Below are 24,191 nucleotides of genomic sequence, written 5' to 3' on the forward strand. Positions count from 1 at the left end.
ATAGCAGCCTGGAACCGATTCAATGGCGTCCATGGTGTTACTGCGCGGTACTAGTGTATAGACGAATGACCATGACGGGAACGCCGGTATTAAATGCTTATGGAAAGTTTTATTTAGAATCAGTCAGAAGGGCGCCCTGAGCCGGTCGGTTGCACCTGCCGGCGGCGCTTCCATTCTCTTTTTTCGGACTGGCTGATCCATGCTTGAAATTATCGAGACGCTCCATTGGGGCGCCGTAATTCAAATCATTTTGATCGACATCTTGCTGGGTGGGGACAATGCGGTGGTCATTGCTCTTGCCTGTCGCAACCTGCCGACCGCTCAAAGAATGAAGGGCATACTGTGGGGCACCGCGGGCGCCATTGTGCTGCGCATCATACTGATTGCCTTCGCGCTTGCCCTGCTCGACATTCCCTTCTTGAAGGTAGTGGGCTGCGCCTTGCTGGTGTGGATCGGGATCAAGCTGCTGGTACCGGAAGAGGACGAGCATGGCAACATAACCGGCGGCACGTCGGTATGGTCCGCCATCAAGACCATCATCATCGCCGACTTCGCGATGAGCCTGGACAACATCATTGCAATCGCCGGGGCGGCTCAGAACACCCACGCCGACCATCAACTGTATTACGTGATTTTCGGGTTGTGCGTCAGCGTGCCCATCATCGTATGGGGCAGCACCCTGGTGCTGAAGCTCCTTGACCGCTTCCCGGTAGTCGTGACTTTTGGCGCCGGCCTGCTTGGCTGGATTGCCGGCGGCATGCTGATTACAGACGTCTTCGTCATCGAATGGCTGGGACCGCCCAGCGCCATGCTCAAACTTGCCGTCGAGGCACTGGGGGCGTTGTTCGTGATTGGCATGGGGAAATGGCTGGTCCTTCGCAAGCGGCGCAATTCGCCCATGCGCGAGGAACCCGCCTCCACCAGCGGGATCTCCGAATGACGCAGCGACCTATGCCGCGTCGCGATACGCCACGAATTCCTTGGTGTTCGGGTCGCGTATAAAGAGCAGCCCCGTGCTGATGCCGAAATAAGCGCCATGCAGCGTCAAGGCGCCTTTTTCGACCTCCTCGCGCACCGTCGGGAAGCTCATCAGGTTTTCCAGGCTGTATTCCACGACCGCCCATTCCAGCTGTCGTATCCAGCTTTGGCGGTCGGCGCCCGGCGCGCCGACACGTTCGGCCACCGGCGCGATCTGCGACATCCACTTGCCGATGAAGTCGCGCTTTGTCAGCGGCGGGCTTTGGTTGGCGAAGGCCGCCACGCCGCCGCAGCTGGCATGTCCCAGCACAACGATGTGCTTTACCTTCAAGGCGTTGACGGCGAATTCGATCGCGGCGCTGGTACCGTGGAAAGAAGTCTGGGTGTCCGGTTCGCAAGGAGGGACGAGATTGGCGATATTGCGTATGACGAAAATTTCGCCAGGACCCGCATCGAAGATGATTTCGGGCGCGACGCGCGAATCACCGCAGCCGATGACCATGATCTCCGGATGCTGTCCGGATTCGGCCAGATCCTCATAGCGCTTTTTTTCCCGGCACAGCCGGCCGTCTAGAAAAGCCTTGTACCCGTCATACAGCCTTGATGGAAACACACTGATTCCTTTTGAATTGGTAAACCTGGAAATTTTACGCCCTGTGGCGGGATGCTGACAATAAAACATGGGGACCGAGGTGTTCGACCCCGGATGAGGTTTAGGGGTCAGACCCCGGATGGGGTCTGACCCCATGCGACAGCAATGGTATATTTTTCGTTCGATTATTCGAAGAGAAAAGCGGCATGCAACCACGGATCAATTTCATCACCCTTGGGGTGGATGACCTGGACAGGTCATTGCGCTTTTACCGGGACGGCCTGGGGTTCGAAACCGAAGGAATTGTCGGCAAGGAATTCGACCATGGCGCGGTGGTCTTCTTTGACCTTCAGCCCGGCCTGCGCCTGGCGCTCTGGCCGCGTGCCAGCATCGCGCACGAAATCGGCCGGCCTGTCGGAAGGCCCTCCGCAACCGAGATGATGCTCGCGCATAACGTTACTTCCAAAGCCGAAGTGGACGATGTGATGCGGCAGGCGGAAGCGGCGGGCGCCGTCATCCTGAAGCCGGCGAACGACACCTTCTGGGGCGGCTATGCGGGATACTTTCTGGACCCGGACAATCACGTCTGGGAAGCCGTCTGGAATCCCGCCTGGCAACCATAGGGCCACAGGATCAGTAGATCTATTGCCGGCTGGCCAACGCGGATCTGAGCTGTGCAACGATATGACACACCCCGGTGCTTGCTGCCGAACTATCATGCTTCTCTTGAGGGAAGCGGCATTCGACGAGCACCGGCGGCAGGAAGGGCTCTCGGAGGCGGGTTATGAAAATGGCTACAGCAATTATGTAAGGCAGGGAAAATGTCCATTCGAGCTTTGATCCGATGCGGCGCAGCGCTTTTTTTTGTCGGACTTGTCGCGGGATGCTCCGTGATCGGTTCCGATACCGCGGTTCGCAGCGATGAGTGCAAGGCGAACCGCCGCGCATGCCTTTATGAGGGTTCGTACGAGCCGGGAGAGCGCGACTACGCCGAGCACGAGGCGGCCCGCCTGAATCAGGCTGCGATTGCGAAGCTGCGCCGCAACTCTATCAGATGAGCTGTCACTATTCCGCAAGTGCCGCTTGCAGAGATCGACACGGCACTACGGAATGCGAAAGTCATTGGCGTTCGCCATCATTGCGCCATTGATGGGTCGGGCTGTGGTGCGCGCGACGGCGCATGGCGGCGAAGACATTCTCGTGAGTCGGGCCGTAGGCTGGCAAAAAGGCCTGGAGGCCTTCTTTGTCTGGTGCAAGGAAAACGCCGGCCAGTGCCTCATCAGCGCCGACCCCGAGGGCGGGTTCCGCCAAATGCAGGCCTTGGCCCATAGCCAGCCGGCAACACTGGATTACAAAGGCAGCCCCATCACACTGTCATCGGGCTGGGTAACGCTGCTTTCCGTGCTGCGCATCTACGAAACCACGACCTACCCGCAACTGGCGGAAATGATCCACGCCGCGCTGCAGCCCACGCCCGATTGGCGGCTGTTCCAGACCCGGGCGTCTGATTTCGCCAATAGCGAATCGCTCGGCCCTTCGGTATGGACAAGCTGCATGGACCAGCCGCTGCGGCGGGGAGACGCCTACGAGGCCATGGTCACGCGGGCGGCAGCCGCCGCGCCGCTGACCGGAGCGGTACAAGCCAATATCAATCGGCCCTGTGCCTATTTGCCGGTAGATCCCGATCCGGTGCGGCGCGATTACAAGGCACAAGGTTCCCCGGCCATCATGGTCTGGGGTTCGACGGGCGACCCCGCAACGCCCTATCAGAATTCCCAAGAGGCTGTAGCTCAACTGAGCAATGCGTCGCTGTTCACCTTCGTCGCCAATCAGCATGTGGCCATGGGCGGCGGCCCGGAGCGTAAGGCATGCGTGGTGGACGTGCAGTCCGAATATCTGCTGACGGCGGTACTTAAGCCTCAAGCAGCTCCCTGCCTGGTCGACTGAATAGCGGCGTAGTTGAACGCGCTGGCTTGTCGTTATACTGATCATCAATCCAAATTTCGGAAGACGGTCATGACTGATACATTCCAGAAGCATTTTCATCCTTCTGCTGCATGGTCTCGTGATTTATTCGCCGAGGTTGTAACGGTGAGCGGGCCAGGCACAACGCTCTACCTGTCGGGAATAGGCGCCGAGGCACTTGGCGAGCAGGCAGGCGATATCCAGTGCATAGGCGATGTCTATGCTCAGACACAATTAGCGTATAAAAAGGCCGCGCAAGTCTTGGCCAAGCATGGCGCAGAACTGTCCGATGTCGTCAAAATCACGGCTTATTTGCTGGACGCGCGTTTATTGCCCGAATATCACCGTGCGCGCAAAGAGGCTTTTCAGGGCATGCCTGCACCTGCTCACACTTTGCTGGTGATCTCGGCTTTGGCGTGGCCAGGCATGCTGGTCGAGGTGGATCTGACTGCGGTGCTCGGCAGAGCGTGACGAAACCTTATACGGCGAGGTGGCTCAGGATTCATCAATTAGGATTTATCAATTGACGTAATCCTTTTTCTGTCCTAAAATGCTGTCTATCGATACAGTGCGTTTTGCACTCGATATAAATTTAGAAGCCCCGCCTAATGCGGCGGGGCTTTCATTTGGTCAGACGCGGGATGGAGCAGTCTGGCAGCTCGTCGGGCTCATAACCCGAAGGTCGTAGGTTCAAATCCTGCTCCCGCAACCAGAACAAAGCCCCGGCACGAGAAATCATGCCGGGGTTTTATTTTGCCTTGTCACGTAACATGACTGCGCGAACGAAAGAACAACGGATTCAATAGATGGTCGAGAAATCAGCCCGAGGTTTCAGTCCACCCTTCGAGGTCGACAGGGCTTGCGTTTCTGCGGGACGCTAAGTGTTCTTATTGAGCAGGTACTGCAAACGCTCCTGGTTCGGGTGCGCTTTGATGTCAAGTCGGATGGCATCAACCAAAACGGCAAAAATTTGATCTGAATCCGCTTGGTGTTGATCTGCCAATTCGCGAATCCTATCCGAACGCTGCTGATAGTAGGCGGCGTCGAACTCCTCGACTCCATTCAGTTGGTCGAGTATCTGTAAAGCAAATGCGTAATCGTCTTCCATGCGGCATCCATCGGCTAGACAAGCTTATAGAACGTATCAGTGCCTCGATCAACGAACTCGCCGTTTTGGCTTATGACCGGCAGGCTCTCGACAGTTTCATGCATAAGGGTGTCTCCATGGCTATTTTTGACTGCCCTCAGCGTTGCGATTGCGAGAGTTTTTGCGCTTTTCTATAAGCCGGATCCGATTCCGTACTTGAATGCGAATTTCGTCGTCGGCCTCTATCTCATGCAGAGGGGTAACAGCGGAAGGGAAAGTGGCCGGCGCGCCACTATTGGCGCCCTTGCCGGGCGCCGTCGATGATTGGGGCTTCATATTGGATCCTGTTCACGAGTCGAGGAGGATCCAAGACGAGCATATTATTTTTGCTACCCGACCACTCTACGCCAGATAAGCTCGTTGAAGTGCTTTTCATTTGAAACAATTCATACGGGTCCTGTGTAGCTGAGACTCCATTTTTTGGATACGGACTTTAATGATTCGTTTACAGGTGCTAATGTGCCTTCAGAACGGAGATTGTATGTATATTGAGATTTCGCTTTCCGACAGCGTCACTACGGATGAGGTGCTTAAGTTGTATCGCGCAAACGGATGGTCATCTGCAGAGAAGCCGCAGCAGCTTATGGCCGCGCTTCGGGGCTCTCATACTCTAGTAACGGCGCGCAGTTCCAGCGAGTTGATAGGTTTGGGAAATGCCATCTCAGACGGTCACCTCGTCGTTTATTTTCCTCATATGCTTGTGCTGCCGCAATTTCATAGGCACGGAGTGGGACGGAAGATGATGGAGTCTATGCTAGAGAGATATTCGGATTTTCACCAAATAATGCTTACTGCAGATGGCGAGGCCGTTGACTTCTACAAATCGCTGGGTTTTGTGAGGGCAGGCAGAACGGAGCCCATGTGGATCTACGCAGGCAAGGAGCACTGAAAGTGCGACAGTGTCTCATCGTGCCGTCACAGGCAAGAAAAAAGCCCTTGGCGCATGAAACGCTAAGGGCTTGATTTTCTTCGGTATTCTGTGGCTCCCCGAACTGGGTTCGAACCAGTGACCTGCGGATTAACAGTCCGTCGCTCTACCGACTGAGCTATCGGGGAACATCAAAGAAGCAAGACTATAACATGAAAAATTAAAGGCATGCAAGTTGCACTGGAAGAGCTTCACTCAATTTGCCGCCATGCATCGTCTTGCCGAAGCAGGCAGCATTATAGCGTATCTATTTCAATGGCCTGCCCGCGGCACTTCTTTGCCAGCAACAGGGCATATCGGGCAAAATAGCGCCTTGCTTCTTCGTGCCGTCCGTCTCTTCGGCCGTCTTCATTTCATCGATTCCGTCTATGTCCGCCTCTCTTACCCGCAGCACCAAACCACGAAGCAAGGAATTCTGGCTGGGTTTTGTGTTTGCAGCGACGGGAGCGGTCCTGTTTTCGGCCAAGGCCATCGTGGCCAAGCTGACGTATCGATACGGCGTGGATGCGCTGACCGTCATCGGGTTTCGCATGCTGTTGTCCCTGCCGTTCTTTGCCGTCGTGGCTTGCATGCAGGCCCGGCTGGCCGGTCGCGGTGAACTTCCCCGACTGACTTGGCGGGAGAGCCTGCAGATCATTTTTCTTGGGTTTCTGGGGTATTACCTATCCAGTTATCTGGACTTCCTGGGGCTGGAATATATCTCCGCCGGTCTGGAGCGGCTGATACTGTTTCTTTCCCCCACTTTTGTATTGCTGCTGTCCGCGCTCTATTTGAAGCAAGTCATTTCTCGTGGCCAATGGGCGGCGCTGGCGCTGTCTTACCTGGGCGTCGTCTTTGTCTTTGTCCAGGATTTGTCGCTGACCGGAGATGGTGTCATGCTGGGCTCGGCGTTCGTCATGGGTTCCGCTTTAACTTACGCCTTTTATCTCATTTCCTCGGGCCAGATCATTCAGCGTGTGGGGGCGACCCGCCTGGTCGCCTACGCCATGTCCGTGTCGGCCGGCTTCAGCATCGCCCATTTTCTTGCGATCAAAGGCTTGCCAGGACTTATGCAGCCCGCGCCGGTCTATTGGCTGTCCATTCTGCATGCGGTCGTCCACACCGTCATGCCCACTTTCATGACCATGTGGGCGGTGGCAAGAATCGGCGCGCCCATGACGGCCCAGCTGGGATTGCTGGGGCCGGTGTCGGTGCTGTTTCTTGCAGGTTGGCTGCTGGATGAGCTGATCACCACCTTGCAATTGGTAGGTACCGCCTTTACGCTGGCCGGAGCCGTGGTGCTGGCGCGCACGCGGCGGACTTGATGAAGGGGATGGGGTCAGACCCCGTCCGGGGTCTGACCCCTCGGCCCCCTCGGCTCGAAAGCTGGAGGGGGTCAGACCCCACAAGGGGTCTGACCCCCACTTCGTCCGCGCCCGAGGTCTGACCACTCACTTGCCCGCTCCTCCCATCAGCCGTTCTATTTCCTCTCGATGGACGTCGTGCGTGACAAAGCCGGAGGCGTTTTCGGGCATGGCCAGGCGGGATGGGTCGGCCAGTGTCTGGCGGATGTCCTCCAGCCCGCTGGACCAGTGCTCGCGCATCGTGCTCAGGCCGAACTGGAAGTCCTTGTAGTGTTTCTCGTAAGGGCGGTTGCGGTATATAAGGTGTATGACGTTGTATCGCTTCGCGCAGGCCAACTCCTTCGCCATGCGGCAATATGGGTCGCTGGCGCGAATGTCTTCAGGCACCTTGTCCAGCACATGCTGCATGACATGCCTGACGTACTGTTCCCAGCGCAGGCGCTCGGTGACCATGCGGGTCCGGCTGGAGTACCGGATGTCTTTCATGCGGTCGGAAACTTCGCTCATATTGGTGGGCGGGGCGCCGCGGGCGCTCCATAGGTCGACCTGGAAGGCGAGCGTGTCTTTTTGAGGACGGGTATCCAGCACTTGAGCCAGCGGTGTGTTCGACACCAGGCCGCCATCCCAGTAGCGTTCGCCGTCTATTTCCACCGCTGCGAAAGCCGGTGGCAGCGCGCCGGAAGCCATGAAGTGCTCGGCCCGCAGGCGTATTTTGGCGTTGTCGAAGTAGACGAAGTTGCCGCTGCGCACATTGACCGCGCCCACCGATACTTGCATGGCGCCGGAATTGATGAGGTCGAAGTCGCACAGGTCTTCGAGCGTCTGCTTCAGGGCAGTGGTGTCGTAATAGCTTGCCGTGGCTTCATCGCCGGGTGAGACCGAGGACGGTGGCGGAAAACGGGGACGGAAGAAGCCTTTCTGGCCATTGAAGAGTGCGCTGCCGGCCTGCACGGCGCTCATGGTCTGCCGCACGGTATCGTTGATGTTGAAAAGCGTTTGCTCTATGAAGGGCGACAGGGGCGGGCCTACGTACGGTTGGCAGATCGTTTCCCAGAACTCCAGCAAGCGCTCCACGCGCCGGTGGGGCGGATTGCCGGCGATGATCGCCGTATTCAGCGCGCCTATCGATATGCCGGAAAGGTGGTGCAATTCGATGCCGGCTTCATGCAAGCCCTGGAACACGCCCGCCTGATAGGCGCCCAGCGCTCCGCCGCCCTGCAGAACGAGGGCAATGGTTTCATAGGGAGGCACGGTGATCCGCGACACGGCATCTGCACTGTTCATGGTATGGAGCTCCTGGCGTTGACTGTGTCCGGGTCGGCGGGTATCAAGCTGGCGACGAAGGCTTCGATGAGCACCCCGCGATACCTGGACTTGTGCAGCACCAGCGACAGCCGCCGATGCAGATTGAGAAAAGGCGTGTGCAGGACGACCAGCCTGCCGGTGGAAACCGATTCCGAAACAGCGGCTTGGGGAAGGCAGGCGATGCCCAGGCCGGCGATCACCGCCTGCTTGATGGCTTCCACCTGGCCCAATTCCAAAAGTATCTTGCCCGGCGGCAGGGAACTGAGCGCAAGTTCGGCCTGGGCACGCATGGCCGAGCCGTGCTCGCGCAATATCCACTTCGCATCCTTGAAATGCCGAGTCTTCAGCACAGGCTGATGTGCAAGCGGGTCGGTCGCGGCGGCGCAGACGACCAGGGCGTCATCGCGCCAGGGCAGGGCTTCCAGTTGATGATGATTGACGGGCCCTTCTACGCAGCCGACGTCGAGGCTGTGGTCGAGCAGGCCGGCAGTGATGGCTTCCGTATTGTCGACGCTGACCTGCAGCGAGACTTCAGGATGCCGGCTGACGAAAGGCCCCAGCAAGTCGCCGACCAGGTAATTGCCGACCGTGTTGCTTGCGCCGACTCTCAGTTCGCCCGTCAGGACGATGGGATGGTCGGCCTGGTGCTGCATCTCCTGTATGCGTTCGATGACCTCTTGCGCGGCGGGCAGCAGTTCTCGTCCGCGCGGACTAAGGTGCAGGCGGCCGCGGTCGCGGTCGAACAGTTGGGCGCTCAGTTGCCGCTCCAGCTCGGCCAAGGCCATGCTTACGGCGGGCTGAGTCAGGAACAGGCGTTGCGCCGCCGCGCTGACTGTGCCGGCCGATGCCACCGCCACGAAAACTTCCAGTTGTCGGACGCTGATGCCAAGCATAAATTCGTTTTATATGTCGAATAAAAATTAATGAATTTATTTATTGTAGGCGGATTTCTAAAATAACTCGCAGTTATTACTAAATACGGTTTTCAAGCATGACGGCACCGACTTCTTCCGCAATTCCGGCCACGGCCGCGTCCGCATCGGCGGCGGCTCAGCGCCAGGATACCCTGCCTCGCAATCCCTCGCCGCTTTATGGCCTGGCTTTGGCGGTGGCCGTGGGTATTTTCGCGATGATGCTGGGCCGATGGATGCCCATCATAGGGGGGCCGGTGTTCGGCATTGTGCTGGGAATCGCCATCCGCAATACGGTGGGCGTCGGTCCCGTCTTCCGGCCCGGCTTGCAGTTCGCTTCGAAGCAAATATTGCAATGGTCCATCATCGCCCTGGGTTTCGGCTTGAGCATACAGCAGGTCGCAAAGACCGGCCTGGAATCGTTATGGGTCACGCTGGTCACCTTGGCCGTCGCGTTTCTTTCCGCCTGGCTGCTCGGCAAGTGGCTGGGTATTCCGTCGAAGCTGAAGACACTGATCGGCGTCGGCACGGCTATTTGCGGTGGATCGGCCATTGCGGCGGTCACGCCCATCATCAAGCCGGAAGAACACGAAGTCGCGTTCTCGATCTCCACCATCTTCATCTTCAATATCGTAGCGGTGTTGGCTTTCCCGGTGCTCGGCCACTGGCTGGGCATGTCGGACGAGGGCTTCGGCATGTGGGCCGGTACCGCCATCAACGACACCTCGTCGGTCGTGGCGGCGGGCTACAGCTACAGCGTGGCGGCGGGCGACTACGCCACGATCGTCAAGCTCACACGCGCAACCCTCATCATCCCGATCTGCCTGGCCCTGGCGTTGCTGGTCGCCTGGCGCGAGAAGAAGCAGGGCGGCAGCGATTTCAACCTTGCCCGCATTTTTCCGTGGTTCATCCTGTGGTTTCTGGTCGCCGCCGCATTGCGTTCGACCGGGCTCATCCCGCCGGAGATCACCTCCAGCCTGCATTTGCTGGCCCAGTTCCTCATCGTCGTGGCATTGACCGCCATCGGCCTGTCGTCCGATTTGCGGCGCATGATGACGGCCGGCATCCGTCCCATTCTGCTGGGCCTGGGAGTATGGGTGGCCGTCGCGGGCAGCAGCCTGGCGGTGCAGGGAGCGATGGGCGCCTGGTAGGATTTTTTGGGGTCGGACCCCATCCGGGGTCCGACCCCTTTTTCCAATCGCATGGGGTCAGACCCCGTACGGGGTCTGACCCCTACCTCGTCATGCCCACCACGACAGCGCGCTCTTGGTCATGGCAACGCCCACGATATAGACGAAGATGGCCACGGCGATGATCGCCGCGATGGCGCGCGTTTTGGCTGTCTTGCCGCGTTTGATGGCGATGGTACCCACGCCGATGTAGGCGATCAGCGCAATGATCTTCACCAGTATCCAAGGCTGCTCGGGGCCGATCATGGCCGCGAGCGTAATGCCGGCAAGCAGCAGTACGGTATCGATGACGTGGGGCAGGGTCTTGACCAGCCGGTTCTGCAGCAACGTCGAACCCTGGACGGACCAGAAAGCGCGGACCACGAAAAACAGAATGCTCAGGCCTGCGGCCGTCATGTGCAGGTGTTTGATGAGTAGATAATTCATATGCAGGGATGTCGTGTTGGGGGATGCAGGCGCTATCGTAGCAGCTTCGCTCCTCACGCAGCGGCGGCGACCTCCCAGGCGCCGGTGTTATTCCCCTTCAGGGTCAGCTGCTGGGCATGATGGCTCAGCAGCGTGCCGCGATGGCCCACGCTGACGAGTATCGTGCCGGGCAGCCGTTCCCGCACCAATCGGTACATGGCATCTTCCAGTCCTTCGTCCATGGCTGACGTGGCTTCGTCCAGAAAGGCCGCGAGCGGCCGGGCCAGCAGCAGGCGGCCGAAGGCCAGGCGCTGCTGTTCACCCAGCGAAAGGATGCGGGCCCAGTCCGCCGCTTCGTCCAGTTTGCCGACCAAGTGGCCGAGCTGGACCTGTTTCAGCACGTCGACGGCGGCTGTGTCGGAGCCATGTGGCGTCGCTGCGGCGTCGTGAGGCGAAGGCTGCGGATAATACAAGGCGTTGCGCAGAGTGCCCAGCGGCAAGTACGGCTTCTGGGACAGGAAAAGGACATCGCGCTCGGGCCGGACGATCGTTCCGTCGCAGTATGGCCATAGGCCGGCAATAGCCCGCAGCAGTGTCGTCTTGCCCGCGCCGGATGGCCCCCGTATGAGCAGAGGCTTGCCAGGTTCGACCTCCATTTGCAGCTTGTCCAGCAGCAGATCGCCGCCAGGCGTCTTGACCGTCAATCCCTCCAGCGCGAGCCGCCCGCCTTCGGACCGCAGCTCCGGCTCGGGAAGCGCATGCGCGTCTTCGATGGCGCGGGTAAAGCCGCTCAGCCGGTTCAGCGTGGCGCGGTAGGTTGCAAAGTCGTCATACGCGTTCCGGAAGAAGGACAGGTTGTCCTGCAATCGCCCGAACGCCTGCGAGGTCTGCATCAGGTCTCCCAGGCTGATCTGCTTTGAGAAGAATCGCTGCGCCTGGATGATCAAGGGGAAGACGACGGCGGCCTGCGTGACCGAAAAATTGAAACCCAGAAACTTCAGCGACCGGTACACGATCGCCCAGGCATTGCCGATGACTTGCGCGAACCGGCTGCGCAAGAGGGCGCCTTCGACTTTTTCGCCGGCGTAGAAGGCGATGCTTTCCGAGTATTCGCGCAATCGGACAAGCGCATACCGGTAGTCCGCGTTGAAACGCTCGTTGAGGAAGTTCAGCAGAATCAGCGGCCGGCCGATCTTGATGGCGAAAACCGTCGCCACCAGCACGTAGAGAAATACCAGGAACACCATGGCACGCGGTATTTCTGCGCCGAAGACGGCGATGGGGCCGGAGAGATTCCAGAGGATGATGGTGAAGGCGACCGTGGAAACCAGGGCGTTCACCACACCCATCGACAGGCTGAGCGTCATCTGGGTGAAAACCGTGATGTCCTGCTGGATGCGCTGGTCGGGGTTGTCGACGGCGGTGTCGAGATACTGGCTGCGATAGTAGCTTTGCTTGTCCAGCCATTGGCTCAGCAGCTTTTCGTTAAGCCACTCGCGCCAGCGTATGGTGAATGCTTGCTGCACGTAGAAGTCGAGCAGGGAGCGCAGCACATGGACGGAGGCCAATACCGCGAACAGCAGCATGGCCATCCAGAAGCCGGCTTCGTCCAGCTGCTGCAGCGAGGTATACATGGTGTTGTACCAGTCGGAAAACAGGACATCCAGCCGTACCGCGCATAGGGTAAGGAGCAAAATGAACGCAAGCGTGGCGATCGGCCGCCAATGCCGGCGCGGCGAAAAATAGTCCGCAGCCAAGGCGCTGAACTGGCGGCCCCAGACCGTGTGCCGGGACAGCAGCCACACCGTGACGATAGCGATTGCGATGGTTGCCGCATAAGCTTTTGCCAGCCATATGCCGCTGTCCATCAATGCGGTCTTCCAGTCCATTCGTGCTCCGAGCGACGCGTAAAAACATAAAAGATCGCATTCTGCGGCAAATGTTCCCGGCGCGCCAGGCTGGGAGGGGGTCAGACCCCGGATGGGGTGACCCCGCCACATCCCCCAAGGGGTCGTACCCCGAATGGGGTCCGACCCCAAGCCCAGGCTTCTCAGGGGGGTCAGATCCTTTGGGTCTGACCCCAACAAAACCCAGGCTTGTGGCAATCTCGGTGCGCAGCGATAATCGTGGCTTCTTTCTCTACCATTGACCTGCATTGAGGACAGCCATGCCCTACGTCACCATTACCGCCACTGAAGGATATTCCGAAGAACAGAAGAAGAGGCTGCTCCAGGGCAGCAGCGATGCCGTGGTGGAAAGCATAGGCGCGCCCCTGTCCAGCGTGCGGGTGATGCTGCACACGATCCCCGGCAGCCACTACTTGAACGCGGGCGAATTCAATACGCCCGGGCTGATGTTCGTGGTGGACTTCATCGAGGGTCGCACCGACGCCCAGAAAGATGCGCTGATTGCGGCCTTGAGCAAAGTGGGCGCGGGCGCCGCCAATCTGCCGGAAAGCGAAGTGCGGGTGCGCCTGGTGGATTTTCCGAAGTCGAACATGGGCATGGCCGGCGGCGTAAGCGCGCGCGCCATGGGGCGTTGAAGATAGGGGGGCAGACCCCATGCGGGGTCTGACCCCGGCTGAAGGCGCTTGGATAGAAAGGGGTCAGACCCCGCATGGGGTCTGACCCCCACCCTCGACTCAGGTCCTGGCCTCTTCCAGTCCTTTCAGGCCCAGCTTGCGGGCCATTTTGTGCAGATTGCTTGCGTCGATGTCCAGCATCCGCGCAGCCTGTGCCCAGTTCCCGCCTGAGGCGTCCAGGGCCCGTTGGATGCAGGCTTTCTGGGTATTCTCGAGTGTCAGGCGCAAGGGTTGGATGCCGCCGCTGCGGCCGCCTTCCCATTCCGTCGCCGGCCCGACGGCGCCTTCGGCGCCGTAGAACGGTTCGGTCTCGTACAGGTCTTGCGCCGCATCCGGCCGTCCCGTGTCGACATCCAGAAGCTCGGGGCCCAGTGTCAGGATCTGGTCGCGCGAGGCGCCGCGGGTGAGCATTTTCAGGGCGGCTCGGCTGATCACGTGTTCCAGCTCGCGCACGTTGCCAGGCCAGGCATAGGCCAGCAGCGCCCGTTCCGCGGCATACGACAGCCGCAGGCCGCGCAGGCCCAGACGCGCGCGGTTGAACTCCAGAAAATGGCCGGCCAGGATGAGCACGTCGCGGTCGCGGTCGCGCAGGGGCGGGATATGCACGGGATACACCGAAAGCCGGTGATAGAGATCGGCGCGAAACGTGCCGGCCCGTGTGTTTTCCTTCAATTGGCGATTGGTGGCCGCGATGATGCGGACATCGGTCTTGATGGTGTCGTCGGTGCCCAGGCGCTGGATTTCGCCGTTTTGCAGCGTGCGCAGCAGCTTGGCCTGCACGCCCAGCGGCAACTCGCCGACCTCATCCAGAAAGAGGGTGCCTCCCTGAGCGGCTTCGAAACGCCCCGGACGATCGGCATTGGCGCCCGAGAACGCGCCTTTCACGTGGCCGAAGAGTTCGCTTTCGGCCAGTGATTCGGGCAGGGCGGCGCAGTTGACGTGAATCATGGGCTTGCGGCAGCGCCGCGACCGTCGATGCACGCGCCGGGCAAAGAGTTCTTTGCCCACCCCTGTTTCCCCCAGCAGCAACACGGGCAGATCGGAGTCGGCGACGACGTCGAGTTCATGCAGCAATTGCGAAATGGCTTCGCTTTCACCAATGATTTCATGCAGCTCGCCAAGCGGGCCGGACTCGCCTTGTGCGCTGCCCAACTGGCGAAGGCTGCGGTTTTCTTTCTCGAGCGCGCTGACGCGTATGGCCGCCTCGAGCATGAGCCCATAGCGCTTGAGTTCGGTTTGCATGGCGGCGTCGAAGGTTCCGGTCTTGAGCGCATCGAGCGTCAAGGCGCCCCAAGGCCGGCCCTCGATGTGCAGGCTGATTCCCAGGCAATCGTGCACGGGCAACGGTACCCCCTTCTTGTCGTCCAGCAAGCCATCGTACGGATCGGCCAGGACGCTGCCTGGCTCGAACCAGGTGGGATCGCGCCGCGACATGATGGTGGCGAAGCGCGGGTGCTGCGCCACGATGAATCCCCTGCCCAAGGCTTCGTGTGCGAGCCCCGCCGCCGCCACCAGCCTCAGTGTATCGCCGTCGAGGCGTAGAAGGCCCACTGCGTCGCACATGAAATGCTGGCGCAAAGTATGTACCGCCCGTTGCAAACGGACGGCGTTGGGAAGGTCGGTGACGAGGTCGGCAAGCAAGAGTTGGTCCATAGGGTAGATTATACCCTCAGGGTGAAATCAACCCTCTTGGAAGATGGTGGATTTCACCCATTCCAATTAAAGCTCCATGGAAAACCCTATAAAAAAACTGGCATGCATTTTGCGTAAGCGACAGCGACATTAGCAACAAAAGGATGATGCCACTATGGACACGATTTTGCCGGAGCGGACTACCGACGCCGACTGGCGCGAGGCGTCCGCGGGCGAGCTGGTCAGTTATCTGGTGACGCGCTTTCACGAGCGTCACCGGGTGCAGCTGCCCGAACTGATACGCCTGGCACGGCGCGTTGAGCACGTGCATGCGGGGCGGGAGCTCTGTCCCGCCGGACTGGCCGATGTGCTGGAAGGACTTCAGCAAGAGCTGGAAAGCCACATGTTGAAAGAAGAGCAGGTGCTTTTCCCCATGCTCGCGAACGGCATGGGCGCCAAGGCTCGCGGCCCGATCACCGTCATGCTGTTTGAGCACGACCAGCACAACAGCGCGCTCGAAGCCATTGACCGCATCACGCGGCAATTGACGCTGCCCGCCGACGCCTGCAATACCTGGCAGGCCTTGTATGGGCAACTGGATACGTTCCGCAAGGATCTGACGCGGCATATTCATCTTGAGAACAATGTGCTGTTTTTAAAAGCCTCTAATGCAGGAGAAGGAGCCCATCATGGGTGAATACAAGAAGTTATGGTGGTTGCTGGGCGTGGTCCTGGCCATTACGTTCGGCATACTGGGATGGAGCGGAGTCGAAATCTACAAGCAGGTGCCGCCCATTCCGGAGAAAGTGGTAACGGTCTCCGACAAGGTGTTAATGACCAAAGAAGGCATTCTGGATGGTCAGACCGCATGGCAAAGCACCGGCGGCATGCAGGTGGGTTCCATCTGGGGCCATGGCTCCTATCAGGCTCCCGACTGGACCTCGGACTGGCTGCACCGTGAGCTGACGGCATGGCTGGATCTGGGTGCACAGCAGGAATACGGCATGCCGTTCGCGCAACTGAGCGCCGACCGGCAGGCCGTTCTGCAGGCGCAGCTCAAGACCGAGTATCGCCGCAATACGCTGGACGCGAATACAGGTATCGTCACCGTTACCGACCGGCGCGCGCAGGCCATGGCCCATACCGCCGACTACTACAAAAAGCTGTACGGCGATGATCCCGAGCTCCAGCAGACCCGCGCCAACTTCGCCATGAAGGAAGGAACGCTCCCGAGCGCGGAACGGCGTCACGATCTGACGAACTTCTACTTCTGGACGGCCTGGGCGGCGGCAACGGAGCGGCCCAATTCGCATGTGACCTACACCAACAACTGGCCGCATGAACCGCTCATCGACAACAAGCCGTCGGCGTCCAACGTCATCTGGTCGATTGCCAGCGTGGTCGTGTTGCTGGCCGGCATCGCCTTCCTGGTCTGGGGCTGGGCATTCCTGCATCGCGAGGAGCCCGAGCCGGTCGTGCCCAAGGAGGACCCGCTCAGCCTGGGAGCCTTGACGCCTTCCCAGCGCGCCCTGGGCAAGTATCTGTTCCTGGTCGTGGCCTTGTTCGTCTTCCAGGTCCTGCTCGGCGGCTTCACGGCCCACTACACGGTGGAAGGGCAGACCTTCTACGGTATCGATGTGTCTCAGTGGTTCCCGTATTCCCTGACGCGTACCTGGCACCTGCAGACCGCGCTGTTCTGGATCGCCACGGGCTTTCTCGCGGCCGGGCTTTTCCTTGCGCCGGTCATCAATGGCGGCAAGGACCCCAAGTACCAGAAGCTTGGTGTCGACGTGCTGTTCTGGGCCTTGGTCGTTCTAGTTGTCGGCTCCTACATCGGCAACTTCCTTGCGATCAAGCACATCATGCCCGAGTCCCTGAACTTCTGGCTCGGTCACCAAGGCTATGAATACCTGGAACTCGGCCGCATCTGGCAGATCGTGAAATTCCTGGGCCTCGCCTTCTGGCTGGTGCTGATGCTGCGCGGCATGCTGCCCGCCTTCAAGAAAGAGGGCGACAAGAACCTGCTGGCCCTGCTGGCCGCGTCCACCGTCGCCATAGGCTTGTTCTACGGCACCGGCCTGTTCTACGGCGAACGCACGCACATCACCATCATGGAGTACTGGCGCTGGTGGGTGGTCCACCTGTGGGTCGAGGGCTTCTTCGAAGTATTCGCCACGACGGCACTGGCCTTCATCTTCTCGAGCATGGGCCTGGTCTCCAAGCGCGGCGCAACCATCGCCAGCCTGGCCTCGGCATCCCTGTTCATGCTGGGTGGCGTGCCCGGCACTTTGCACCACCTGTACTTCGCCGGCACGACGACGCCCGTCATGGCCATTGGCGCAAGCTTCAGCGCACTTGAAGTGGTGCCGCTGATCGTGCTGGGCTACGAAGCCTGGGAAAACTGGCGCCTGAAGGCCCGCGCGCCATGGATGGAAGCGGTGCGCTGGCCCCTGATGTGCTTCGTGGCCGTAGCGTTCTGGAACATGCTGGGTGCAGGCGTATTCGGCTTCATGGTCAACCCGCCCATCTCGCTGTACTACATCCAGGGCTTGAATACCACGCCCGTGCATGCCCATGCAGCGCTGTTCGGTGTGTACGGTTTCCTGGCCATCGGCTTCACCTTGCTGGTGCTGCGCTACGTGGTCCCTGGCTTCCAGTTCAACGAAAAAGTCATGCGCACGGGTTTCTGGGGCTTGAACCTCGGCCTGGTGCTGATGATCGCCACCAGTCTGCTGCCCATCGGCATCATCCAGTTCTACGCCAGCGTGACGGAAGGCATGTGGTATGCGCGTAGCGAGGAGTTCATGCAGCAGCCCATCCTGCAGACGCTGCGGTGGGTCCGCACCTTCGGCGACATGGTCTTCATCGTGGGCGCATTCGCCATCTTCTGGCAAGTGGTGCTGGGCCTGATCCAGTCCCGCGGCCGGAAAGTCGGCGTCGCCTACGGCTCCACCGCTGCCGCGGAATAAAACGGTAGTTTAGCAAGCAGGGTCAGACCCGGAAGGGTCTGACCCTTTTGTTTTGGGGTCAGACCCCATACGGGGTCTGACCCCGTGTGCGGAAGGGTCTGACTTTTTTTTGGGGTCAGACCCCGTACGGGGTCTGACCCCGTGCGCGGCGTGTTCGGGGTCAGACCCCTTCATCTATCTAAAGCGCTCATCGAGCCAATCGAACAGCACTGCGGCCGACAAGGGCAGATTGGTCAGCTGGCAATGGGCGTCCGCCCCTTCCGCGTGGGAAAAGACATATTCGTCGACTGGGCCGGCGGCGTGGGTCTTGAAGTACTCCGCTTGCTTCAGGGGTTCGGCGCCTTCTGCCGCGCCGACCATGGACAGGCAAGGGATGCGCAGGTGCGCCAGGTCCTCGCGGCATTTGAATGCGTCCAGCATGCTTACCCATTCCCGCAGCGAATTCGTTCCGAAGCGGAAGAGGGCGATCTTCAACAAGGCGCGCAGGGAGTCCGGCAATTCGGCGGACGGGATGTCGTCGAACCATTCCAGCAGCAGCTCCGGCGGGTCGTCCGCCGTTCCGGGCGGGAAGAATCCCAATTGATAGGCTTTCAGGTCGACGATGGGCGAATTGACGGCCAGCGCTTTGATGCGGGGTTCGTGGCAGGCCACCCGGGTGGCAAAGTAGCCGCCCAGGCTGATGCCATAGCAGGCGATCCGTTCCGGGTCCACGTCGGGTTGGGCGCACAGCCAATCCATGACCGCCATGATCGGGACTTCCCAGTCGGCGCGAAACTTCAGTTGCGGATGCAGGCGGGTCATGCCCGTTTGTCCGGGGCCGTCGATCAGCAGCACGTTGTAATTGCGATCCAACGCCGCGCGGCCCACCTCGAAATACAATTCTTCGCCACTGCCGTCGAAGCCCGTGTTCACCAACAGGGTCTTGCGGCGTTCATGGGGGCTTTCTTCCGGCGAGGCCGTGAAATAGTAGGCCGGTATCCATAGCCCCTCATAGGGTATTTGCACGACCTTGACGGGGATGTCGAGCAGGCTTGCGCCCAGTATGAAGGCTTCGCGGGATGCAATGCCCCAGCGTCGATGGTCAGGCTTGAAGGGGTCGCAGAAGTATTCCGCCGCCCGGTAGTACATGCTGGCTCGCATCAGGTGCTCGCGAGCGCTGACGCGGTGTCCCCGGGCAAGCGCTCGTTGCCCGTACTGCTCTACTTGCTGGGCGAGTGTGGAGAACGAGGCGGTCCAGGCGCGCGCCGGATCCGCCGTTGGAGACTGAGGATCGCGCATCCGTTGTTCGATGTTTTCCCGAGCCACCATGATTTCGCCCAGCGTCCCGCCACCGTAGTTGGAAACCCCCAGCCCCCGCAGCAACTGAAACTCCATTTCGGGTTCGTCGAATCCGCTCAGGCGGGTGGCTCCGCGGGCGACGCCTTCTGTGCTTGGCTCGTTCATGGCTATCCTTTTCTGATTGGGGTCAGGCCCCATACGGGGTCTGACCCCGGCTGCGTCCTTGCTGCGGGGGCGGGGCTCTGATGGGGGGTCAGACCCTGTACAGCGTCTGACCCCTTTGACCCCCGTGTTCAACCAAGATGGGTTTTTGACATTTGCTTTTCCTCGGCGGGCATCGAGGCCAGGCCTTGAATGATGCCGCAGTGGGCAATGGAATCCGCCTGGGCGCAGCGATGACGTAGATCGACCAGCAGGCTTCGTAATGCTCGTAATTCCTTCAGGCGGATGTCGACGTGTCCGATGTGCTCGTCCAGCAATTGGTTCACCGGCCCGCAGCCGCTGTCCGGATCATCCGCGAAACGAAGCAATTGGCGGATTTCATCGTGCGTCATGTCCAGGCTGCGGCAGTTGCGAATGAAGCGCAGGCGTTCCAGATGTTCGTCCCGGTAGTTTCGATAGTTGCCTTCGGTGCGGTCGGGCGCGGGAAGCAGGCCTTCCTTTTCGTAGAAGCGTATGGTTTCCGTGCCGCAGTTGGCCGCCTTGGCCAGTTCGCCGATTTTCATGGCTATCATTCCTGTGCGATTGACCTTGTAGTTACTTTAAGGTCTGTGCGGTCGGCAAGCAAGCGTTTTTTTGTTGCGCAAATAGGACTGCACCCAAGGTGGCGATCTTTAATGGATGCACATTACATTATAATGGCAGGCACATTTCGTATGTCCAAGTGAATAGCATGTTTGTCCTCCTTGAAGCGAAGCGCGCAGGCCTGCTTGGCCGCCGGCATTGGCTGCCCAATATCGTGGCCGGCCTTATCGTGGGCGTGGTCGCCTTGCCTTTGGCCATGGCGTTCGCGATTGCTTCCGGCGTCAAGCCCGAACAGGGCCTGTACACGGCCATCATCGCGGGTATCGCGGTATCGCTGTTCGGCGGCAGCCGCGTGCAGATCGCCGGGCCGACCGGTGCATTCATCGTCATCCTGGCCGGCATTGTCGCCCAGCATGGCGTGGAAGGGCTGCAAATCGCCACGCTGATGGCCGGCATCATCCTCGTGCTTTTCGGCGTCGCGCGCATGGGCGCCGTCATCCGCTTCATTCCGGCGCCGGTCATCGTCGGCTTTACCGCCGGGATAGGCGTGATCATCTGGGTAGGCCAGTGGAAGGATTTTTTCGGCCTGCCGGCGGTGGAAGGCAGGCATTTTCATGAGAAGCTGTGGCAGTTGCTGCAGGTCTTGCCTCAGTTCGACTGGGCCACGACCGCACTGGCTCTTCTGTCGCTGGTGCTGGTCGTCTACACGTCTCGCATTCCCAGGTTCGCGCGCGTGCCGGGGCCACTGGTCGCCTTGGTGGCGGCAACGCTCATACAGGCCGTGTTCGGTTTCGAAACCGTCGCCACCATCGGCAGCACCTTTGGCGAGATTCCGCGCGGCCTGCCGTCTTTCCAGTGGCCTGAAATCACCATGACGCGGCTGGTGGAGCTCATCGGCCCCGCTTTTGCCATCGCCATGCTGGGCGCCATCGAGTCCATGCTGTCCGCCGTCGTAGCGGACGGAATGGCAGGCACGCGGCACAATTCAAATCAGGAACTCATCGGCCAAGGCATCGCCAACGTGCTGTCGCCGCTGTTCGGCGGCATTGCGGCCACCGGCGCCATCGCCCGTACGGCCACCAACATACGCAATGGCGGGAACAGCCCTATCGCGGGTGTCGTGCATGCCCTTACGCTGGTGCTCATTCTTCTTTTTCTTGCGCCGTTCGCGGCAGGCATCCCGCTGGCCGCGTTGGCCGCCATTCTGTTCATGGTGGCCTGGAACATGAGCGAACTGCGGCACGTGGTCAAAATGATCAAGCGCGCGCCAAGGGCCGATGTATTCATTCTTGTGGCGACGTTCTGCCTGACGGTGTTCGCGGACCTGGTGGTCGCGGTGAACATCGGCGTCGTGCTGGCCATGCTGCATTTCATGCGGCGCATGGCTGAAAGCGTGGTGGTCCGCAGGCAAGACGCCGGCTCGCTCAAGCACGAACTGCAGCGCGAAGGCTGGGACGAGTTGCCCGCGAACGTACTCGTATATTCCGTTGACGGCCCATTTTTCTTTGCCGCGGCGGACGCCTTCCAGCGCGCGCTTGGCACCACCCACGGCGATCCACGGATCCTCATCATCCGCCTGGGCCATGTCCCCTTCATCGATGCAACGGGTTTGCAAGCCATGGAAACCGTCGTGCTGAGCCTGCACGAGCGTGGCGTGCGCGTCATCGTCTCCGAGCCGAACCCGAGGGTGTACGGCAAGCTTCGAAAAATGGGCCTGGTGGACAAATTGGGCGCTGATGACGTCGTACCGACGTTTGCCCAGGCGCTGGCCCGTATTGATCAACCGGTCTAGGGGTCTGACCCCGTACGGGGTCAGACCCCATAAGCGGGGGCAGGCCCCTTTCGGAGTCTGACCCCTTGCGGCCGTCAACCAGCCCGGCTCTTCACCTTGGGATTCGTGGTGGGCTTGCCGTAGCTCACGCCATGATCGGCCAGGTAGTCGCGGATCAGTTGCCGTACGACTTGGGAAGGCGTGATGTCCTGGCCGGCGCAAAGTTCTTCGAAGGCTTTTTTCTTGGCCGGATCAATGAGCACGGTAAGGCGTGCAGTCTTGCGTTCCATATCTAGTCATCATTATTTGATGTTAACCAGATTGTAATGCAATTGGACGGGGTCTGCCCCCGAATGGGGTCTGACCCCACAGGGGCCTGGCCTCATTATTTTGCTAAGACAACCACAAGTAGCTGACTGGGTCGTCCGGGCAGGCGCCAAAGCCGCATTCGAGCATGGTCGATACCATGTTGCCCAGGACGAGAATGAAGAAAAGCCACATCACCGCCCCGGCAAGCTTGCTGACGGGACGCGGTATGGCTTGGTCGGCGTAGCGGCGGTCAAGGATCAGCATGAGCCCGCAGTACACCAGGAAGGCCACGAACAGGAAGAGGGCCCAGGTATAGAAATGCAGCCCCAGGAACGGCGGTCCATAGCCCGCGTCGCCTGGTGCGATGTGCAGCAGCACCTGGCGTCCGGCGGCCACGACACCCGCTAGCGCCGATATAACGATCATGCCGTAGTGCATGGGTGATGGACCGAACCGTACGTTCAGGACCAGGGCGATGCCGATCATGGCGAATGCTGCGCGTTGCAGCAGGCACAGGGGGCAGGGCAGGTCGTCGAATGCGATTTGCCAGACGAAAGCAAGCAATAGCACGGCGCAGATGCCGGCCAACGCCAATGTGTTCAGGGTACACGACAGCTGCGGTGATCGGGGGTAGGAGTAATCGGTGGCCATGATCTTACAAAGAGAGTCCGAGAGCATCGGTCATATGGAATTTGCACCAGGCGGCATAGATGACGAGCGTTGCCAGCCAGGCCCAGAGGCATAGCCGGCGCCGGCCACGCATGCCGAACCACGCAGCCAGTGCGCCTGTCAGGAAGGGCAGCATCATGATCATGAAATATCGACTCCAGAATAGAGATGGATGTGATGGAGCGATATTATGTTACGAATTTCGATGCGACGATAGTTTTTATTACATTCGAGCCGTGGCTGCTTTTCGTGCCAGCGCAGCCTTTAAATCCTCCACCAGCGTGCCGTTATCCTTCCGCAGGAGAGTATGTGCCGACACGGTTTTTTCGGGAAAATAGCGCCGACCGCTGCCCAGGGCTTCCTCAAAGGCATTGGCCATGGCGCTGGCCGCTACCACGTCCGTGCGCACCAGGATCAGCGCATGCACCAGTCCGATTTGCTGGAAGCCGCTGCCGTCTGGCAGGGGCCTGCGCCTCCAAAGCTGGGCGGTTCCCGCAATTTTCTTTGCCTGTGCGCCCGTGCCGACGGCCAGGTTGTACCGTCCGTCGCAGAATGAGCCTTCCACTGCCTGGGGATGCGAGGCGATGCCGAACTCCTCCAGGGCCTCGCTGATGAGGCGGCATATGAGCTCATAGGCTGTAGTGGAGTGATCCAGCGGTTTGCCCTGCACGGCGCGTGCAAGGCTGAAATTCACGATGCCCGGCCCCTGCGGCACGATGCCACCGCCCGACTGCCGCACCGAAACCGGCCAGCCTGCTTGCGCGAATTGTTCGCAGGCTGCCGAGAATGCATCGTGATGCGCATACGTACGGGGCACCACCAGGCCTTGCCCGGCCTCCCAGACACAGGCGGCGGGCTGGCCGCTTGAGGCAAGATCGATCAATGCTTCATCGGATTGAGGGGTCTTTGGGGTCAGACCCCGTACGGGGTCTGACCCCTCAATCCGATGAAGCCCCAGACCCCGTACGGGGTCTGACCCCAATGAGCCTACGACGAAAAACATGATTCAGATGCGTACCGGCATGAAATCTTCGTCGCTCATGAAGACATAGCGAATGGCGTCGATCAGTGCCAGGACGATGACCAGCGGCGTGAAGACATAGAAAATGATCAGGTACAGCACACCCCAGCCGATCTGGCCGAGATAGAAGCGATGCGCGCCGAGCCAGCCCAGGAAGATCGCCAGGACGATGGCGATCTTGCGATGCGTATTGGGTTTCTTCAGTTCGTCGCTTTTGCTTTTGATGATCCATAGGCTGATTGGTATGGTCAGCAGCAGGGCAAGAAGGACTTTGGCCGCATGCGCGCGCACGTAATCATGGATGGCGTAGTAGATATCCGAAAAGTTGTGGATGACCAGACCGGTCAGATGGGAAATCCAGGCGAATGCTTCGACGAGTATGGCCTCGCCGAAGGTCAGGGCAACCAGGATGACGACGAATACGGCGATGGCGAGGATGATTTTTTGCAGCAT

Annotated in this window: 26 protein-coding genes and 2 tRNA genes; 13 read left to right on the forward strand and 15 right to left on the reverse strand. The window is 59.9% G+C overall.

Going from position 1 to position 24,191, the window contains the following annotated elements:
• Positions 1-199 precede the first annotated feature (199 nt).
• Positions 200-940, forward strand: a complete 741-nt coding sequence (locus ACSBPU_RS08020; RefSeq protein ID WP_180067417.1) for a YjbE family putative metal transport protein — start codon at positions 200-202, stop codon at positions 938-940.
• 9 nt (positions 941-949) lie between these two features.
• Here ACSBPU_RS08020 and ACSBPU_RS08025 read toward each other — a convergent pair whose 3' ends face one another.
• On the reverse strand, positions 950-1,591 hold the full coding sequence (locus tag ACSBPU_RS08025) for a carbonic anhydrase (protein WP_180067416.1): 642 nt from the start codon (positions 1,589-1,591) through the stop codon (positions 950-952).
• A 185-nt stretch (positions 1,592-1,776) separates the two neighbouring features.
• Between ACSBPU_RS08025 and ACSBPU_RS08030 the strand changes: the two genes are divergently transcribed.
• The 5 genes from ACSBPU_RS08030 to ACSBPU_RS08050 all read left to right on the forward strand — a co-directional run bounded on the left by ACSBPU_RS08030 (position 1,777) and on the right by ACSBPU_RS08050 (position 4,247).
• Complete coding sequence (locus ACSBPU_RS08030; RefSeq protein WP_442597075.1) at positions 1,777-2,193, forward strand: VOC family protein; 417 nt, start codon at positions 1,777-1,779, stop codon at positions 2,191-2,193.
• Between the two features lie 198 nt (positions 2,194-2,391).
• Positions 2,392-2,628, forward strand: a complete 237-nt coding sequence (locus ACSBPU_RS08035; protein ID WP_442597076.1) for a hypothetical protein — start codon at positions 2,392-2,394, stop codon at positions 2,626-2,628.
• A gap of 52 nt (positions 2,629-2,680) precedes the next feature.
• Positions 2,681-3,517 (forward strand): alpha/beta hydrolase, encoded by an 837-nt coding sequence (locus ACSBPU_RS08040; protein WP_442597078.1) that lies wholly within the window; start codon positions 2,681-2,683, stop codon positions 3,515-3,517.
• A 69-nt stretch (positions 3,518-3,586) separates the two neighbouring features.
• Positions 3,587-4,006 carry a RidA family protein gene (locus ACSBPU_RS08045; protein ID WP_442597080.1) on the forward strand — a complete coding sequence of 140 codons (420 nt, stop codon included), beginning with the start codon at positions 3,587-3,589 and terminating at the stop codon, positions 4,004-4,006.
• A gap of 164 nt (positions 4,007-4,170) precedes the next feature.
• A tRNA-Met gene (locus ACSBPU_RS08050) sits at positions 4,171-4,247 on the forward strand.
• A 165-nt stretch (positions 4,248-4,412) separates the two neighbouring features.
• Here ACSBPU_RS08050 and ACSBPU_RS08055 read toward each other — a convergent pair.
• Positions 4,413-4,643: a hypothetical protein gene (locus ACSBPU_RS08055; protein WP_442597082.1), complete on the reverse strand. Its 231-nt coding sequence runs from the start codon at positions 4,641-4,643 to the stop codon at positions 4,413-4,415.
• Between the two features lie 520 nt (positions 4,644-5,163).
• On the opposite strand from ACSBPU_RS08055, the gene ACSBPU_RS08060 reads away from it, so the two are divergent.
• Positions 5,164-5,571 carry a GNAT family N-acetyltransferase gene (locus ACSBPU_RS08060; protein ID WP_442597084.1) on the forward strand — a complete coding sequence of 136 codons (408 nt, stop codon included), beginning with the start codon at positions 5,164-5,166 and terminating at the stop codon, positions 5,569-5,571.
• A gap of 91 nt (positions 5,572-5,662) precedes the next feature.
• Here the strand turns inward: ACSBPU_RS08060 and ACSBPU_RS08065 are convergent.
• A tRNA-Asn gene (locus ACSBPU_RS08065) sits at positions 5,663-5,738 on the reverse strand.
• 240 nt (positions 5,739-5,978) lie between these two features.
• Here ACSBPU_RS08065 and ACSBPU_RS08070 point away from each other — a divergent pair.
• On the forward strand, positions 5,979-6,914 hold the full coding sequence (locus ACSBPU_RS08070) for a DMT family transporter (protein ID WP_442597086.1): 936 nt from the start codon (positions 5,979-5,981) through the stop codon (positions 6,912-6,914).
• A 126-nt stretch (positions 6,915-7,040) separates the two neighbouring features.
• Here ACSBPU_RS08070 and ACSBPU_RS08075 read toward each other — a convergent pair whose 3' ends face one another.
• Positions 7,041-8,237 (reverse strand): DUF3734 domain-containing protein, encoded by a 1,197-nt coding sequence (locus ACSBPU_RS08075; protein ID WP_442597088.1) that lies wholly within the window; start codon positions 8,235-8,237, stop codon positions 7,041-7,043.
• Entirely contained in the window at positions 8,234-9,151 is a 918-nt protein-coding gene (locus ACSBPU_RS08080; RefSeq protein ID WP_442597089.1) for a LysR substrate-binding domain-containing protein, read from the reverse strand. Before ACSBPU_RS08080 ends, ACSBPU_RS08075 begins: the two co-directional genes overlap by 4 nt.
• 98 nt (positions 9,152-9,249) lie before the next feature.
• Here ACSBPU_RS08080 and ACSBPU_RS08085 point away from each other — a divergent pair, with 98 nt between their 5' ends.
• The gene (locus ACSBPU_RS08085; RefSeq protein WP_442597091.1) at positions 9,250-10,320 is read left to right on the forward strand and encodes a YeiH family protein; all 1,071 of its coding nucleotides are present in this window, start codon (positions 9,250-9,252) and stop codon (positions 10,318-10,320) included.
• Positions 10,321-10,410: 90 nt separating this feature from the next.
• On the opposite strand, the gene ACSBPU_RS08090 is transcribed toward ACSBPU_RS08085, so the two are convergent.
• Together ACSBPU_RS08090 and ACSBPU_RS08095 are read right to left on the reverse strand one after the other, a co-directional pair.
• Positions 10,411-10,785: a SirB2 family protein gene (locus ACSBPU_RS08090; protein ID WP_442597093.1), complete on the reverse strand. Its 375-nt coding sequence runs from the start codon at positions 10,783-10,785 to the stop codon at positions 10,411-10,413.
• A 53-nt stretch (positions 10,786-10,838) separates the two neighbouring features.
• Positions 10,839-12,653, reverse strand: a complete 1,815-nt coding sequence (locus tag ACSBPU_RS08095; protein WP_442597095.1) for an ABC transporter ATP-binding protein/permease — start codon at positions 12,651-12,653, stop codon at positions 10,839-10,841.
• Between the two features lie 278 nt (positions 12,654-12,931).
• Here ACSBPU_RS08095 and ACSBPU_RS08100 point away from each other — a divergent pair, with 278 nt between their 5' ends.
• Entirely contained in the window at positions 12,932-13,306 is a 375-nt protein-coding gene (locus ACSBPU_RS08100; protein WP_442597097.1) for a tautomerase family protein, read from the forward strand.
• A 99-nt stretch (positions 13,307-13,405) separates the two neighbouring features.
• Here the strand turns inward: ACSBPU_RS08100 and norR are convergent, their stop codons facing one another.
• Complete coding sequence (gene norR / locus ACSBPU_RS08105) at positions 13,406-14,998, reverse strand: nitric oxide reductase transcriptional regulator NorR (protein WP_442597099.1); 1,593 nt, start codon at positions 14,996-14,998, stop codon at positions 13,406-13,408.
• 154 nt (positions 14,999-15,152) lie between these two features.
• On the opposite strand from norR, the gene ACSBPU_RS08110 reads away from it, so the two are divergent.
• Positions 15,153-15,674, forward strand: coding sequence for a hemerythrin domain-containing protein (locus tag ACSBPU_RS08110; RefSeq protein WP_180067402.1), 522 nt, complete (start codon positions 15,153-15,155; stop codon positions 15,672-15,674).
• Entirely contained in the window at positions 15,667-17,946 is a 2,280-nt protein-coding gene (locus ACSBPU_RS08115) for a nitric-oxide reductase large subunit (RefSeq protein WP_442597102.1), read from the forward strand. The genes ACSBPU_RS08110 and ACSBPU_RS08115 overlap by 8 nt, the downstream gene beginning before the upstream one ends.
• Before the next feature lie 174 nt (positions 17,947-18,120).
• Here the strand turns inward: ACSBPU_RS08115 and ACSBPU_RS08120 are convergent, their stop codons facing one another.
• Together ACSBPU_RS08120 and cadR are read right to left on the reverse strand one after the other, a co-directional pair.
• Positions 18,121-19,389, reverse strand: a complete 1,269-nt coding sequence (locus tag ACSBPU_RS08120; RefSeq protein ID WP_442597104.1) for an alpha/beta hydrolase family protein — start codon at positions 19,387-19,389, stop codon at positions 18,121-18,123.
• 128 nt (positions 19,390-19,517) lie between these two features.
• Positions 19,518-19,949 carry a Cd(II)/Pb(II)-responsive transcriptional regulator gene (gene cadR / locus ACSBPU_RS08125; protein WP_442597106.1) on the reverse strand — a complete coding sequence of 144 codons (432 nt, stop codon included), beginning with the start codon at positions 19,947-19,949 and terminating at the stop codon, positions 19,518-19,520.
• 167 nt (positions 19,950-20,116) lie between these two features.
• Between cadR and ACSBPU_RS08130 the strand changes: the two genes are divergently transcribed.
• On the forward strand, positions 20,117-21,760 hold the full coding sequence (locus ACSBPU_RS08130; protein ID WP_442597108.1) for a SulP family inorganic anion transporter: 1,644 nt from the start codon (positions 20,117-20,119) through the stop codon (positions 21,758-21,760).
• 74 nt (positions 21,761-21,834) lie between these two features.
• Here the strand turns inward: ACSBPU_RS08130 and ACSBPU_RS08135 are convergent, their stop codons facing one another.
• From ACSBPU_RS08135 to ACSBPU_RS08155, 5 genes are all read right to left on the reverse strand, one after another.
• Positions 21,835-22,029 (reverse strand): ribbon-helix-helix protein, CopG family, encoded by a 195-nt coding sequence (locus ACSBPU_RS08135; protein ID WP_180067397.1) that lies wholly within the window; start codon positions 22,027-22,029, stop codon positions 21,835-21,837.
• Positions 22,030-22,132: 103 nt separating this feature from the next.
• Positions 22,133-22,699: a disulfide bond formation protein B gene (locus ACSBPU_RS08140; protein WP_442597111.1), complete on the reverse strand. Its 567-nt coding sequence runs from the start codon at positions 22,697-22,699 to the stop codon at positions 22,133-22,135.
• Positions 22,700-22,703: 4 nt separating this feature from the next.
• Entirely contained in the window at positions 22,704-22,862 is a 159-nt protein-coding gene (locus tag ACSBPU_RS08145) for a DUF5993 family protein (RefSeq protein WP_442597113.1), read from the reverse strand.
• Between the two features lie 78 nt (positions 22,863-22,940).
• A complete protein-coding gene (locus ACSBPU_RS08150) occupies positions 22,941-23,720 on the reverse strand; it encodes a lipoyl protein ligase domain-containing protein (RefSeq protein WP_442597115.1) in 780 nt (259 codons plus the stop codon).
• A 3-nt stretch (positions 23,721-23,723) separates the two neighbouring features.
• A complete protein-coding gene (locus ACSBPU_RS08155; protein WP_180067394.1) occupies positions 23,724-24,191 on the reverse strand; it encodes an NINE protein in 468 nt (155 codons plus the stop codon).

The organism is Parapusillimonas sp. JC17 (assembly GCF_052180245.1).
GTDB lineage: Bacteria > Pseudomonadota > Gammaproteobacteria > Burkholderiales > Burkholderiaceae_B > Parapusillimonas.